Here is a 15,138-nt window from a genome sequence, read left to right on the forward strand (position 1 = left end):
GCCATGACGGTGATCGACGCAAACCGGATGCACGAGATCGAGGCGCGCTATCCCGAATATTTCCACCGCTCGTTCCGCCAGCGGTTCGGCGCCCTGCTAATCGTGATCGCGACGCTGCTCTATGGTCTCTACGCCGTCTGGTTCTTCGACCTGCCGAAGCTACTCGCCGAAGCCCATTGGGAGCGCGTCGGCATCTATCTCAGCCAGTGGGTGAGCTATGACGTACAGCCCGAATTCCGCATTCAAGAGGACGGCTCGATCGAGACGCGCTACCCACGCTTCTCGCCGCTCGGCGACGACCCGCATCCTGATTGGGTGAAGAACGAGCCCGGCAGCGTCACCGTTTTCGTCAGCGGCACGAACCGCACGGTCGTGGTTACCAAGGCGATGACGACAGTCAATGCCCACGGCATCAGCGTTCCCGTCGATCTCTCATCGGGCGCCCCGAAGGTCGTCGGCGAAGTCCCTTCCTGGATGACCGTCTATGACGATAACGTGCTTGCCGATCTCGGCTTTGCCGGTGACGTCAGCATCGCCTCCGACCGCGTAAAGGTGCGCAAGCGTTTCCTCGGCTGGGCGAATTTCGTCTTCGACACGCATTCGCCCTTCTTCGATAAGCCGGCCGGCGAAGTTCTGAGCCTGATCGTTTCAGGCCCGCGCCTCGACCCCAGCCAGTCGAACATCTCGCTTGCCTTCGACAATATCTGGAACAATTCGGCCTGGCAGCACGGCGACGTCTGGACCAAGCTTTTCCAGACCATCGTCATGGCCTTCCTCGGCACGCTGCTTGGTTCGCTGGTGGCGTTCCCGCTGGCTTTCCTGGCGGCGCGCAACATCACGCCGAACCGCTTGCTGAACCAGGTTCTCAAGCGCTTTTTCGACTTCCTGCGCTCGGTCGACATGCTGATCTGGGCGCTGTTCCTGACGCGTGCTTTCGGCCCCGGGCCGCTTGCCGGTTCCGGCGCCATCTTCCTGACGGAGACGGGAACGCTCGGAAAGCTCTATTCGGAAGGCTTAGAGAATATCGACAACAAGCCGCGCGAAGGCATCAAGTCGACGGGTGCCTCAACGATGCTCGTGCATCGCTACGGCATCATCCCGCAGATCGTCCCAGTCATCGTCAGCCAGACGCTCTACCAGTGGGAATCGAATGTCCGCGGCGCTACGATCATCGGCGCCGTCGGTGCCGGCGGCATCGGCCTGAAGCTCTGGGAAGCGATGCGCACGAACTCCAACTGGGAGAACGTCGCTTATATGGTCATCCTGATCCTGATCGTCGTCTTCCTGTTCGACATGGCCTCTAACGCGCTTCGCCACCGGCTGATGGGCAGCAAGACACATTAAAAAGATGATGGCGCCACGGCGTCATCATCATTCTGTCACGGAAATCTTTTAGCCGGGAACGAGCTTGCAGTCCGCGGTCAAATCACTGACATTGCGACCCCTGTTTCTGACGTTTTCCCGGGACAAGACCTTTGCGATACGCTCTCTATTTCACGCCGCCGCAGGATGATTTCCTGACGCGGGCGGCTGCCGAATGGCTTGGCCGCGATGCGTTTTCCGATGAAACTTACCCGGCTCCCGAAGAGGCGAGGCTTCCTGCCGAAGAGCAGCTGACACTGACCGCAGATCCGCGCCGCTACGGCTTCCACGCGACAATCAAGGCGCCATTCGCGCTTGCTTCCTCGGTGACCGAGAGCGACCTGATGGCCGTGGTCGAGGACTTCGCGGCCCGCACTTCGGCCTTTGAAATTCCCGAACTGGTACTCGGCCAGCTTGGCCGGTTCTTCGCACTCGTGCCCGGCTCGCTGCATCCGCCGCTTCAGGATTTTGCCGCAAGCGTGGTAAAGTCCTTCGAGCCGCTGCGTGCCGCCCTGTCCGAGGCCGATATTGCCAGGCGCAAGCCGGAGAAGCTGACGGAAAGCCAGAGAGCCAATCTGATGCGCTGGGGCTACCCCTATGTCATGGACGATTTCGGCTTCCACATGACACTGACCGGCCAGGTTCCGGACGAGCGCTCGGCGCTGATGAAATCGATCCTGGAGCGGCGTTTTGGCGCTTTCACCGGACGTCCGCTTTCCATTTCCGGCATCGCCGTCTTCACCGAGGAGACACGCGGCGCCGATTTCAAGGTTCATAGCCTTTTGCCGTTTACCGGCACCAAACGCTGAAAGACGATGCAATGACAAAAGAGACCGTGCTTTCCAACGCCCGCATCATTCTCGAGGATGACATCCTTCACGGCTCGCTGCTGATCCGCGACGGCAAGATCGCCGACATTTCCGAGGGCAACTCGGCCCATGGCGAGGATTTCGAGGGCGACTACCTGCTCCCCGGCCTCGTCGAACTGCATACCGACCACCTCGAAGGCCACTATTCGCCACGCCCCGGCCTGCGCTGGCACAAGACGGCAGCGATTCAGGCGCACGATGCGCAGATCGTCACCTCCGGCATCACCACCGTCTTCGACTGCCTGCGCATGGGCGCGGACGAGGATGGCGGCTTCGATCGCGGCGAGATGCGTGACATGGCCGACGCCATCCAGAAGGCCGAACAGGAAGGCCGCCTGCGGGCCGAGCATCTGCTGCATCTGCGCTGCGAGGTCTCGGCCGACAACGTTATGGAGCATTTCGCCGACTTCGAGAACGACCCCTATGTCCGTCTTGTCTCGCTGATGGACCACGCTCCCGGCCAGCGGCAGTTCCAGACCATGGACCAGTACATCTTCTACTATCAGAAGAAGCGCGGCCTCTCCGACGAGGTGTTCGCCAAATTCATCGAGAAGCGGCTTGCCGAATCCGCCCGCAACTCTACTCCCCACCGCATCGCCATTTCCAAGATCTGCAAGGAACGCGGCATCACGATTGCCAGTCACGACGACGCAACGCTCGATCACGTGGACGAGGCGATCGAGAACGGCGTGCGCCTTGCCGAGTTCCCGACGAGCTTCGACGCCGCCAAGGCATCGCATGAACACGGCATGAGCGTGCTGATGGGTGCGCCGAACATCGTGCGCGGCAAGTCGCATTCCGGCAATATCGCCGCCCGCGATCTCGCCGAGCGCGGGGTGCTGGATGTGCTGTCTTCCGATTACGTGCCGCTCAGCATGCTCTATGCGCCCTTCATCATCGCCGATGAGGTCGAGTCCATTTCGCTGCCGAAGGCGATCGCCATGGTCACCTCGACGCCGGCCCGCACCGTCAGCCTCGACGATCGCGGCCGGATCGCCACGGGGCTGCGCGCCGATCTGGTGCGCGTCTTCCGTGACGAAGGCGTGCCGGTCACCCGTTCCGTCTGGCGCGAAGGACGCCGTGTCGCATGATCCCGTCGCACGAACCCCACGCCGTTCCCGGCAGCGAACGCGGCATCATGGTCGTCGTTGTCGGCCCGAGCGGCGCCGGCAAGGATACGCTGATCGCCGTCGCTGCCCAGCATTTCGGCAGCCGTCCCGACGTGCATTTCGTCCGCCGCGTCATCACCCGTGATGGCGATGCCGGCGGCGAAGACCATCTCTCGGTATCGGATGCCGGCTTTGCCTCGATGGAGCAATCCGGCAGCTTCGCCGTCTGGTGGGAAGCGCATGGCCTGAAATACGGCATTCCGGCTGAGGTGTCCGTGGCGCTCGGCAAGGGACACATGGTCATCGCCAACGGTTCACGCTCGGCCTTGCACCACTTCCAGGCCGCCTTCCCCCGTCTCAAGGTGATCAACGTCACGGCCCGGCCTGAGGTGCTCGCAGGCCGCCTCGAAGCCCGCGGCCGCGAAACCCATGAAGACATCATGGCCCGTCTTGCCCGCGGCTCGCTGACGGTTCGCGGCGACTACGACGTCACCAATCTCGACAATAGCGGGACACTGGCCGAGGCCGAACGCAAGATCGTCGACACGCTGAACGGCTTCCTCGCGGAAGTGGGCTGATCGAAGGAGATCCCATGGCCATCGTCGTTGTTCCCTACGATGACAGCTGGCCGAATCTCTTTGCGCAGGTGAGCGCCGAACTCGCGCCGGTGTTCGCCGGGTTGGCGCCGGTGTTCCACCATGTCGGCAGCACCTCCGTTCCTGGATTGGCGGCAAAGCCGAAGATCGATCTGCATGCGGCCTTTGCTGATCTGGAGATTGTCGCCACGGCCGTCGAGCGGATGCAGGCGGTGCCCGGCTACACTTATCACGGCGACAAATACGGCGATCAGAGCTGGACCTTCACCAGCGGCCGAGGCTCCTATGGGACGCGGCTCTATCTCTGCACGTTGGAGAACCACGTGCTGCGCGACCGCATCCTGTTTCGCGATTATCTCAAGACGCATTCTGACAGGGCAGCCGCCTATGCCGCGCTGAAGCTGCGGCTGATGGGCGAGGCGGATGACGACTGGGATTACTATACCGGCGGAAAGACGGAGTTTGTTCGCGAGACGGTGCGCCTAGCTGAATTGCAGCGCCGTTAAACCGGCGCTGCAGTCGCATACCTACTCGCCCTCGCCCCGCGCCGAGACGATTTCACGCTTGCCGACATGGTTTGCCGGGCCGACGAGACCTTCTTTTTCCATGCGTTCCACCAGCGATGCGGCGCGGTTGTAGCCGATGCCGAGGCGACGCTGGATGTAGGAGGTCGAGCACTTCTTATCGCGCAGCACGACCTTGACCGCCTGCTGATAGAGTTCGTCGCCATCCTCGGCGCCCATGGCGCTCTTGTCGAAGACGGCGCTGTCTTCGGCTTCCTCTTCTTCTTCGTCACCCGCCGTGACCGTATCCAGATATTCCGGACGGCCCTGCGTCTTCAGGTGTGCCACGACCTTTTCGACTTCGAGATCGGATACAAAGGGTCCGTGGACGCGGGCGATGCGGCCGCCGCCCTGCATGTGCAGCATATCACCCTGGCCGAGCAGCTGCTCAGCACCCTGCTCGCCGAGGATCGTGCGGCTGTCGATCTTCGACGTCACCTGGAAGGAGATACGGGTCGGGAAGTTGGCCTTGATCGTGCCGGTGATGACGTCAACAGAGGGACGCTGCGTTGCCATGATCAGGTGGATACCGGCCGCACGTGCCATCTGCGCCAGACGCTGGATCGCGCCTTCGATATCCTTGCCGGCGACCATCATCAGGTCGGCCATTTCGTCGACGATGACGACGATGTAAGGCATCGGCGTCAGGTCCAGCTCCTGCTGCTCCTCGATCGGCGCGCCAGTGCCCTTGTCGAAGCCGACGGGGACCATAATGTGGATGGTCTCGTCCTTTTCGCGGGCCTGTGCCACGCGGCCGTTATAGCCGTCGATATTGCGCACACCGAGACGCGACATCTTGCGATAGCGCTCTTCCATCTCGCGGACCGCCCATTTCAGCGCCATCACGGCCTTCTTGGGATCGGTGACGACGGGGGTCAGCAGGTGTGGAATGCCGTCATAGACGGACAGCTCCAGCATCTTCGGATCGACCATGATCAGGCGGCACTGTTCCGGCGACATGCGGTAGAGCAGCGACAGGATCATCGTGTTGATGGCAACGGACTTGCCGGAACCGGTGGTACCGGCCACGAGCAGATGCGGCATCTTCGCAAGCTCGGCGATCACTGGCTCGCCGCCGATCGTCTTGCCGAGGCCGAGTGCCAGCTTGTAGCTGCTCTTGGCGAAATCCTGGCTTTCGATCATCTCGCGGAAATAGACCGTTTCGCGCGTCTGGTTCGGCAGTTCGATACCGATGACGTTGCGCCCTGGCACCACTGCAACGCGAGCCGAAAGAGCCGACATCGAGCGGGCGATATCGTCGGCAAGGCCGATGACACGCGATGACTTCACGCCGGGCGCCGGTTCGAATTCATAGAGGGTGACGACCGGGCCGGGACGGACATGGATGATCTCGCCCTTGACGCCGAAATCTTCGAGCACGCTTTCGAGGAGGCCGGCGTTCTGCTCGAGCGCTTCCTGGGTCATAATTTCGCCCAGCCGCTCCGGCGGCTGCTGCAACAACTCGTTCGGCGGGAATTCGTAACCGGATGCATCGACCTTGGCGACAGCAGGCTTTGCAGCGGCCAGACGCGGCGCCGGCATCGTCACCGGGGCGACGGCGGGTGTGCGGACCGGGATCGGTGCGATCGGCTGCGTGCGGGCTTCTACCGGTGCCGGCTGTGGCACGGGTGCCGCCGCTTGAACTGGCTTTGCCTGGGGCGGGGCGGCCACGGGGGCTGGCGCAGCGGGCGCCGGTGCCGCGATCGGCGCCGGAGCGATTGCAGATGGAGCGGCGGCAGGCGCCGGTTCCATGCGCCGGTGCGGGTGCCATTCCATGACGCGGAAATTGGCGATGATCGACTCGGCGGATACCTCCACCTTCGACATCGGAATCGGGTGGAACTGCGGCGCGGCAGGTGCAGCGCCCTCTTCGAAGGCCATGACCTCCCAGAAGGCGAAGTCCGAAATCGAGGCAAGCTCACCGGCAGCATGATACGGCTCTGCCGTCAGAGGCGCTTCCGGCAAAGACGGGACGTGAACGGGTGCAGCGGGCGGGGCCGGTGTGCGGACGATGGGCAGTAACGGTGGCCTGACGACAGGCTGTGCCGCCACGCGCGTCACCGGCGGGACCGGGACGCGGACGGCTGGCGCGAGCTGCGGGGCATGCGCGTCGAAGGGGACATCGACGACGATCGGCGTACGGCTTTCCACGGCCTGAGCGGCTTCCGCGACGACGACCTCTACAGGCTCATCCAGCTGCGGGATTTCGGGCGGGGTGCGGCGCAGCAGGTTCTCCGGCGTACGGGTGAACCGGACATTCGGCGCCAGCGAAAAATTGCTCTGCCAGATCGGCGGCGCCGGGCGCTCGCCTGTGCCGTCTTCATCCTGATGCACGTCAACTTCCGCAGAAATCTCCGCGGCATCCGTCAAGTTCGTTCTGGGAAAACGCATGCGACCTGCTGCTCACTCAAATTACCGACCTGAACGGATTAGAAAAGGAAGGTTAATAAGTTCCTTCCTTCCGCGTTAAAATGCCGCGCGCATTTCACCGTAAATCAAACGGAATCAAAGACTTGGATCTTTAAGAAAAATCTTTGCAAATATCGGACGAAGCGCTTAGTGCGCTTCGTCCCAGTTGCTAGCCGCGCGCGCATCAACCTTGAGCGGAACGCGCATTTCCAGCGCCGGCATGGTGGCGTTCTCCATGACGGAGACGATGGTCGGCATGGCCTTCTCGACGTCGGCGTCCTCGACTTCGAAGATCAGTTCGTCGTGCACCTGCAGCAGCATGCGCACACGATCGGCCAGACCAGCCTCGGCAAGTGCCGGTTCCATCTTGATCATCGCGCGGCGGATAACATCGGCCGCCGAGCCCTGGATCGGCGCATTGATCGCAGCGCGCTCGTTGAAGGCGCGCACCGACGGATTGGACGAGCGGATTTCCGGATAGTTGATTCGCCGGCCGAAGATGGTTTCGACATAGCCCTTGTCGCGGGCCATCTGCTTGCGGCTGTCCATGTAGTCACGGATGCCGGGGAAGCGCTCGAAATACTTCTTGATGTAGTCGCCCGCCTCGGAACGCTCGATCGACAACTGATTGGCGAGGCCGAAGGCCGAGATGCCGTAGATGATGCCGAAATTGATCGCCTTGGCGCGGCGGCGGACATCGCTCGGCATGCCCTCGACAGGAACGCCGAACATCTCGGAGGCGGTCATGGCATGAATATCGACGCCGTCGGCGAAGGCCTGGGTCAGCTGCGGGATATCGGCGACATGGGCCAGCACGCGCAGTTCGATCTGGCTGTAGTCGGCCGAGATCAGCTTGTGTCCCGGCGTCGAGATGAAGGCCGTGCGGATCTTGCGACCTTCGGCAGTGCGGACCGGAATATTCTGAAGGTTCGGCTCCGACGACGAAAGGCGGCCGGTCGTGGTGGAGGCCAGCGAATAGGACGTATGAACCCGCTTGGTCTGCGGATGCACGTATCCCGGAAGCGCGTCGGTATACGTGGACTTCAGCTTGGTCAGCTGGCGCCAGTCGACGATCTTGCGCGGCAGCTCGAAGCCGGCCGCGGCCAAGTCTTCGAGAACGCTTGCCGATGTCGACCACTGGCCGGTCTTGGTCTTCGTGCCCCCTTCGAGGCCCATCTTGCCGAACAGGATATCGCCCAGCTGCTTCGGCGAACCGATGTTGAAGCGCTCGCCCGCCAGCGTATAAACTTCGTCCTCGAGGCGTGCAGCGCCCTGCGCCAGCTCGCCCGAGAGGCGCGAGAGAATCTGACGGTCGACGGTGATGCCGCGCTCTTCCATATGGGCGAGAACGGGCAGGAGCGGACGCTCCAGACGCTCGTAGATCGTCGTCAGCTTGGCGGCGGCGAGCCGCGGCTTCAGAACCATCCACAGGCGCAGGGTGACATCCGCGTCTTCGGCGGCATAATGCGTTGCCCTGGTGATATCGACGAGGTCGAAGGTGACGTTCGACTTGCCGCTTCCGGCGACGTCCTTGTAGGCGATCGGCTTGTGGCCGAGGAACTTCTCAGACAGCGGATCCATGCCGTGGGCCCCGGTGCCGGCGTCAAGGACGTAGGAAATCAGCATCGTGTCGTCGAAGTTCTTCGTCTCGACGCCGTAGCGCTTCATCAGCAGGTAATCGTATTTGAGGTTCTGAGCCACCTTCAGAACCGATTCGTCCTCCAGCAGCGCCTTCAGCCGCGGCAGCGCATCGCGCATCGGGATCTGGTTTTCAGCCAACCCGCCACCGAGCAGATCGCCGACGCCGGTCTTGTGTCCGATCGGCACATAGGCGGCACGAATCGACACGCCTGTCGGATCCTTGGCGTTGTCGGCAATCGCCAGCGAGAAGCCGACGAGCTCGGCCTGCATCGCATCAAGCGACGTCGTTTCGGTATCGAAGGCGACAAGGCCGGTATCGCGCGCAGCGGCGATCCACTGATCGAGCGTCGCGACATCACGGATCGTCACATAAGCCGAATGGTCGAACGGCAAGGCAGTGAAGGCTTCGGCGCGCTGCTTGGCAAGATCGGCAGCAACGAAGGCACCCTCGACCGCAGCGGCCCTGGCTTTCTCCGGCACCGGAACGGAGGCGCCGGCTACATCCGGAATACCGCCGGCAACCGGGGCGGGCTCCGCCACATCGAGATCCGGGCCGTGCGCTGCGGCACCCCATTCAACCGCCACTTCGGCAGGCTCGATGGCATTGGCATCGCAATCGCAGGCTTCGGCGACGCGGCGCGTCAGCGTCGTGAATTGCATGGTCTTCAGGAAGCCGATGAGCTTCGGACCGTTCTGCGGCTCAAGCACCAAATCCTCGACCTTGAGCTCCAGCGGAACGTCGAGACGCAGCCGCACGAGCTCTCTCGAAAGACGCGCCTTATCGGCGTTTTCCATGATCGTCTGGCGGCGCTTTTCCTGCTTGATCTCGTGGGCGCGCTCCAGAAGCGTATCGAGATCGCCATATTCGGCCAGCAGCTGCGCCGCAGTCTTCGGGCCGATGCCTGGAATACCGGGAACGTTGTCGACCGAATCGCCGGTCATCGCCTGCAGGTCGATCATCTTCTCCGGCGGCACGCCCCATTTCTCGACGACGTCGGGGATGCCGATCTGCTTGTCCTTCATGCTGTCGTACATGTGGACATTCGGCGTCACCAGCTGCATCAAGTCCTTGTCCGAAGAGACGATGGTGACGTCGGCGCCGGTGGCTTCGGCCTGGCGGGCATAGGTGGCGATGATGTCGTCAGCCTCGAAACCTTCGGTCTCGATGCAGGGCAGATTGAAGGCGCGGGTTGCCTGGCGGATCAAGCCGAATTGCGGGATCAGCTCCTCAGGCGGCGCCGAGCGGTTCGCCTTGTAGGCGTCGTAGAGATCCTTGCGGAAGGTCTTCGAGGAATAGTCGAAGATGACGGCCAGATGCGTCGGCGTCACCCCCACCGAGGTGTCGCGCGCGTCGGTCAGGAGCTTCCACAACATGTTGCAGAAGCCGGAGACGGCGCCAACCGGCAAACCGTCGGATTTGCGGGTCAGCGGCGGCAGCGCGTGGAATGCGCGAAAGATGAAGCCGGAGCCGTCTACGAGGAAGAGATGATCGCCTTTTTTCATGGCAGCATGGATAGCGTGGAGGCATCGCGAAATCCATATAAAGTTCTGTGGCATCCGGGATTCACCCCTTCACCGAACTGTTACCAATTTGTAATCGGCGGCTTATTCGCGTTCCCTTGAAAAACCACATTCCAGATCACAAATCAAAGTCACCGGCGTTTGATCGCGCCGCGGGTCTGATACCCGGCTTGTCCCCCGCCGCATCAGACTTGGACAAAGGCCTCATTCCCCTCTCCGGGCCTTTGTCCCCATTTTTGAGCCGCCATGGTCAACCTCCAGACCATGGCGGCTTTGTTTTCTGCATCAATGGATAAATCTGAAACAAAAAGGCATCTTTTGATCCATCGCATGCGATTTGTTGCATTGTTTCAGCCGCGCTTTTGGGCCTAACTACAATCATGGGATTTAATCGCATGGATTCGGGAGCCTACCTTGCCAGCCAGCTGGCGAAGGGTTTCGCCCGCTCGCTGCAACAGCGCGCGGGGCGTCTCGGCTTTTCTCCCGGCCAGTTTCCAATCCTGCTGGAACTGTGGGCCGAGGATGGCCTGACGCAGAAAAAGCTTCTTGAGCGGGTCGATATCGAGCAGGCAACGATGGCCAATACGCTGTCGCGCATGGTCCGCGACGGGCTGATCGAGCGCCGCCCGCATCCCTCCGACAAGCGGGCCCAGCTGATATTCCTGACGCCCAAAGCGCAGGCGATGCGGGACGAGGCGGTCGATACGGCCCGCGAAGCGGATCTGGCGCTGTTCGACGGCTTCAAGACCTTCGAGCGCGAGCTGATGCTCGAATATATCCGCCGGCTTCTGGAGAACGCGAAGAAGATCTGAGGGTCATCCTTGGCGCGTAGCCGTGCGGTGAATTTTCAGCACCTCGGTTCCCGTCTGGGCGGAGAGGAAGCTCTCGCGCGCCGCCGCCTTGATGCTGGGTTCGATATCCGGCTTGCCAAGCAACAGCCCCTGCACCTGCGCGCAGCCTTCATCCATGACGATCTGGCGCTGCACTTCGGTTTCGACGCCTTCCGTTACAACGGGCATTCCGAGGCTATGACCAAGGCCGATGATCGCACGGACGATCGAGCGCGCCGCGGCGTCATGTTCAAGCGCGCCGGTAAAGCTGCGATCGACCTTGATCTTGTCGAAGGGGAAAGTCCTGAGGTTGCTCAGCGACGAGAAGCCGGTTCCGAAATCGTCCATGACGATCCTGACGCCGAGTTCGCGCAACCTGACCAGCGTTGCCATGACCCGGGCGCGATCGCGCACCAGTGCGGCCTCGGTGATCTCCAGCTCCAGCCTGGCGGGGGCAAGCCCGGTTTCCGTTAGAATGCCGGCTATCTGATCGTAGAGATTGGGCAGCATGAACTGCACCGGCGAAACATTGACGGCTATGGATAGCGGATCTGGCCAGCGCGCCGCCTCCATGCAGGCCTGCCGCAGCACCCATTCGCCAAGCTGGACGATCGTGCCGCTCTCCTCGGCGATGGGGATGAAGATATTGGGTTCGCTCATGCCATGGCCAGGCCGGTTCCAGCGCATCAGCGCTTCGTAACCGTTGATTTCACCTGTCCTGGTGTCGAGGATCGGCTGGTAGCTCACATGGATCTGGTTGCGGATGATCGCGTGGCGCAGATCGTTCTCGATCTGGCGTCGGGCGCGCACCGCCTCGTCCATCTCCGCATCGAAGAAGCAGGCACTGCCGCGACCTGCATGCTTGACGCGGTAAAGCGCCGTATCTGCATTGTTGCAGAGATCCTCCGCAGTCGTTCCGTCGGAGGGGAAGAGCGCGATCCCGATGCTGACGCCGACTGCGGTCGGATCGCGCGTGGTGTCCATTCCGGCAGCGAATTCATCGAGGATGCGGGCCGCAAGCCGGCGGGCGGCCTCCGGCTGCTTTCCGGGCTGAATGATCGCGAATTCATCGCCGCCCAGGCGCGCCACCGTTTCGCCATCGGCGGCGCAACGCTTGAGGATCGCGGCGACCTTGCACAGGATGCGGTCACCCTCGGCATGGCCGAAGATATCGTTGACCGCCTTGAACCGGTCGAGGTCGAGGCAGAAGACAGCGACCTGGCTGCGTTTGCGGTGAGCGATCTGCAGCGCCTGGCGGATGCGGGTATCGAACAGCGAGCGGTTCGGCAAGTCCGTCAGCACGTCATGATGGGCGAGATGCTCGATCATCTCTTCGGCACGCTTGCGCTCCGTGAGATCGCGGATCACCAGCACCTCGCAGCCGCGTCCGCGATAGACGATCTTCTTGGCCACCACCTCGACGGATATTTCGGTTTCGTCGCGGGCGATCAGCAGCATCTCGCGATGCCCTTCGCCGTCCGCGCTATGGGAGATCAAGACCACATCGGGGACATTTCCCTGAAGCTCGGCGAATTTCCAGCCGGACATCTCCTGGAAGCGCTCATTGGCATCGATGATCCGGCCGTCGCGCAGGATCAGCAGGCCTTCAAGCGAGGCGTTGGCGAGGCCGCGCAGGTCGGTGAGGTGGCTTTCGAGGAAGACCGCGCCGAGCGCGACAAGGATCAGCCCGGTCGATACAGCCATGATGATGGCTGCCAGGACATCGGTTGCGATCGTCATTTGGGCAACGTCCTTGGCCGGATCGGGAACAAGGACAATGCCGCTCATCGAGGTGAAGTGCAGTGCGCAGATCGACAGCACGAAAATCAGTGACGAGATGACGATGCGCTTCGCGCCCGTCAGCTTGAAAAAGGTCAGGAAAGACAGTGTCGCCAGGCCGGCACCGGTAACGACGGCGGCGAGCGTGACATAGGGATCGTATTCGATCGTTGCCTGCGCTTCGATCGCCTGCATGCCCGTCAGGTGCATGGTGGCAATCGCCAGCGCCATCAGCACGCCGCCTGAGGCGAAGGAGTAGCCGCTTGTCCCTTCCGAAGCGACGAGGATCGCGCCCCAGGAGCCGGCGATCGCCAGCACGACCGAAAGACCGGTGAGACCAAGCCCGTAGCTGATCGGCAGGCCGCCGTCATAGGCGAGCATGGCAATGAAATGCGTTGCCCAGATGCCGATGCCGCAGGCAAAAGCTGAGGCGGCGATCCACAAACGCCGCTGCCCTGCGTCGCACTCCTGAGCGCGCGACAGCAGCAGCATGGTGGCCAGGCTGCCGACGAGGCAAACAATGGCGGCTGCCCCGACAAGGCGCCAATCGTGGTAATCCCTGACGCAAGCAATCACTGAAAACATTGGTCACCTCACCGCGTTTTCAGCCAAGCTATTTAGTGTTTGCTAAATAACCGTAAATTGCATTAGTGATTTCTTTCTCTCCATTTATTACACATTGCCAAAGTGGGACACTCGCCGGACCTGCGAGAAGCGACCACTGAACGACATAGGTTTTTCTCCTCGAAACCCGCTGGCCTTTGGTCTATCGTCCGGCCGGAATTTCAAGAGGAGTCGGAAATGACTGACGTCACCCCGGTGCTTTCGCGCGCCGACCAGAATCTCAATTCAAGCCTCGACAAGCTGTTTGAGCTGCTGCGCATCAAATCGATATCGACGGATCCGGCTTTCAAGGTCGATTGCCGCAAGGCGGCGGAATGGCTCGTCGCCTATCTCAAGACGCTGGGCTTCGAGGCTTCGGTGCGTGACACGCCCGGCCATCCGATGGTGGTAGCCCATCACGACGGCGCCACACCAAATGCGCCGCATGTACTTTTTTACGGTCACTATGACGTGCAGCCGGTCGATCCGATCGAGCTCTGGGAAAACGATCCCTTCGAACCCGCGATCAAGGATGCCGGCAACGGCCGCAAGATCCTGACTGGCCGCGGTACCGCCGACGACAAGGGTCAGCTGATGACCTTCGTCGAGGCCTGCCGCGCCTACAAGGAAATCAACGGTGCGCTGCCCTGCCGCGTCACCATCCTGTTCGAAGGCGAAGAAGAATCCGGTTCGCCGTCGCTGAAGCCGTTCCTGGAGGCCAATGCCGCGGAACTGAAGGCGGACTACGCGCTGGTCTGCGACACCAGTATGTGGGACCACGAGACACCGGCGATCGCGGCGGCACTTCGCGGCCTCGTCGGCGAGGAAGTCGTCATCACGGCTGCCGACCGCGACCTGCATTCGGGCCTGTTTGGCGGTGCGGCCGCCAACCCGATCCATATCCTGACGGAAGCGCTGGCGGGTCTGCATGACCAGACCGGCCGCATCACGCTCGAGAATTTCTACGAGGGCGTCGAGGAAACACCTGAGAACATCAAATCGTCATGGGACAAGCTCGGACAGACATCCGAGAGCTTCCTCGGCCAGGTGGGTCTTTCCGTACCATCGGGCGAAAAGGGCCGTTCGGTTCTGGAGCTCACCTGGGCGCGGCCGACAGCTGAAGTCAACGGCATCTGGGGCGGCTATACCGGCGAAGGCTTCAAGACCGTCATCGCTGCCAAGGCCTCGGCCAAGATCTCCTTCCGGCTTGTCGGCAAGCAGGATCCGGCCGCTATCCGCGAGACATTCCGCGCCTATATCCGCTCGAAGATCCCGGCCGACTGCTCGGTCGAGTTTCACCCGCACGGAGCCTCTCCGGCGATCCATCTGTCCTACGATTCACCTGTCATTACCAAGGCGAAAAACGCGCTCTCCGACGAGTGGCCGAAGCCGGCTGTTGTCATCGGCATGGGCGGGTCGATCCCGATCGTCGGCGATTTCCAGAAGATGCTCGGCATGGAATCGCTGCTGGTCGGCTTCGGCCTTGCCGATGACCGCATCCACTCGCCGAACGAGAAGTACGAGCTTGCCTCCTACCACAAGGGCATCCGCTCCTGGGTGCGCATCCTGGAAGCACTGGCTTAAGACAGAAAAGGCGCGCAGCTCGAAAGAGCGCGCGCCATCCAGACAGACAAAAAGGCCGGCAAAAACCGGCCTTTCGTCATCTGCTTCGCTTCGGTGCCAGTACATCCGTGGTCAAGGAGGAAGCAGATATTGCAGCCAGACTGATCCGGAAAGGTTAACAAACCATTAAGGCGTTTCGCCTCGGATCAGAACGCGTCAGGCATCTCGTGCCTTCGCCGCGTCCGGGCTGCGGTCTCTTGGACCCTATATCGGCATTCGCACGCCGCTTTTCA

The 15,138-nt window shown here is 61.9% G+C and carries 10 protein-coding genes; 7 read left to right on the plus strand and 3 right to left on the minus strand.

What is annotated here, in order from left to right; all coding sequences use genetic code 11:
- Positions 1-3 precede the first annotated feature (3 nt).
- From phnE to AC1DIJ_RS11550, 5 genes are all read left to right on the plus strand, one after another.
- The gene (gene phnE / locus AC1DIJ_RS11530) at positions 4-1,344 is read left to right on the plus strand and encodes a phosphonate ABC transporter, permease protein PhnE (protein WP_112385050.1); all 1,341 of its coding nucleotides are present in this window, start codon (positions 4-6) and stop codon (positions 1,342-1,344) included.
- A 131-nt stretch (positions 1,345-1,475) separates the two neighbouring features.
- A complete protein-coding gene (locus AC1DIJ_RS11535; RefSeq protein WP_112385049.1) occupies positions 1,476-2,171 on the plus strand; it encodes a DUF1045 domain-containing protein in 696 nt (231 codons plus the stop codon).
- A gap of 11 nt (positions 2,172-2,182) precedes the next feature.
- Positions 2,183-3,322 carry an alpha-D-ribose 1-methylphosphonate 5-triphosphate diphosphatase gene (locus AC1DIJ_RS11540; RefSeq protein ID WP_112385048.1) on the plus strand — a complete coding sequence of 380 codons (1,140 nt, stop codon included), beginning with the start codon at positions 2,183-2,185 and terminating at the stop codon, positions 3,320-3,322.
- Complete coding sequence (phnN, locus tag AC1DIJ_RS11545) at positions 3,319-3,918, plus strand: phosphonate metabolism protein/1,5-bisphosphokinase (PRPP-forming) PhnN (protein WP_112385047.1); 600 nt, start codon at positions 3,319-3,321, stop codon at positions 3,916-3,918. The genes AC1DIJ_RS11540 and phnN overlap by 4 nt, the downstream gene beginning before the upstream one ends.
- Before the next feature lie 14 nt (positions 3,919-3,932).
- Complete coding sequence (locus AC1DIJ_RS11550) at positions 3,933-4,442, plus strand: GrpB family protein (protein ID WP_112385046.1); 510 nt, start codon at positions 3,933-3,935, stop codon at positions 4,440-4,442.
- 21 nt (positions 4,443-4,463) lie between these two features.
- On the opposite strand, the gene AC1DIJ_RS11555 is transcribed toward AC1DIJ_RS11550, so the two are convergent.
- The gene (locus AC1DIJ_RS11555) at positions 4,464-6,890 is read right to left on the minus strand and encodes a DNA translocase FtsK (protein ID WP_112385045.1); all 2,427 of its coding nucleotides are present in this window, start codon (positions 6,888-6,890) and stop codon (positions 4,464-4,466) included.
- 165 nt (positions 6,891-7,055) lie between these two features.
- Positions 7,056-10,052 carry a DNA polymerase I gene (gene polA, locus AC1DIJ_RS11560; RefSeq protein ID WP_112385044.1) on the minus strand — a complete coding sequence of 999 codons (2,997 nt, stop codon included), beginning with the start codon at positions 10,050-10,052 and terminating at the stop codon, positions 7,056-7,058.
- A 413-nt stretch (positions 10,053-10,465) separates the two neighbouring features.
- Between polA and AC1DIJ_RS11565 the strand changes: the two genes are divergently transcribed.
- Complete coding sequence (locus tag AC1DIJ_RS11565) at positions 10,466-10,882, plus strand: MarR family winged helix-turn-helix transcriptional regulator (protein WP_112385043.1); 417 nt, start codon at positions 10,466-10,468, stop codon at positions 10,880-10,882.
- 3 nt (positions 10,883-10,885) lie between these two features.
- Here the strand turns inward: AC1DIJ_RS11565 and AC1DIJ_RS11570 are convergent, their stop codons facing one another.
- Entirely contained in the window at positions 10,886-13,264 is a 2,379-nt protein-coding gene (locus AC1DIJ_RS11570) for a sensor domain-containing diguanylate cyclase (RefSeq protein WP_112385042.1), read from the minus strand.
- A gap of 216 nt (positions 13,265-13,480) precedes the next feature.
- On the opposite strand from AC1DIJ_RS11570, the gene AC1DIJ_RS11575 reads away from it, so the two are divergent.
- Complete coding sequence (locus AC1DIJ_RS11575; protein WP_112385041.1) at positions 13,481-14,866, plus strand: dipeptidase; 1,386 nt, start codon at positions 13,481-13,483, stop codon at positions 14,864-14,866.
- Positions 14,867-15,138: the final 272 nt, after the last annotated feature.

Source organism: Rhizobium sp. 10N427 (assembly GCF_056394605.1).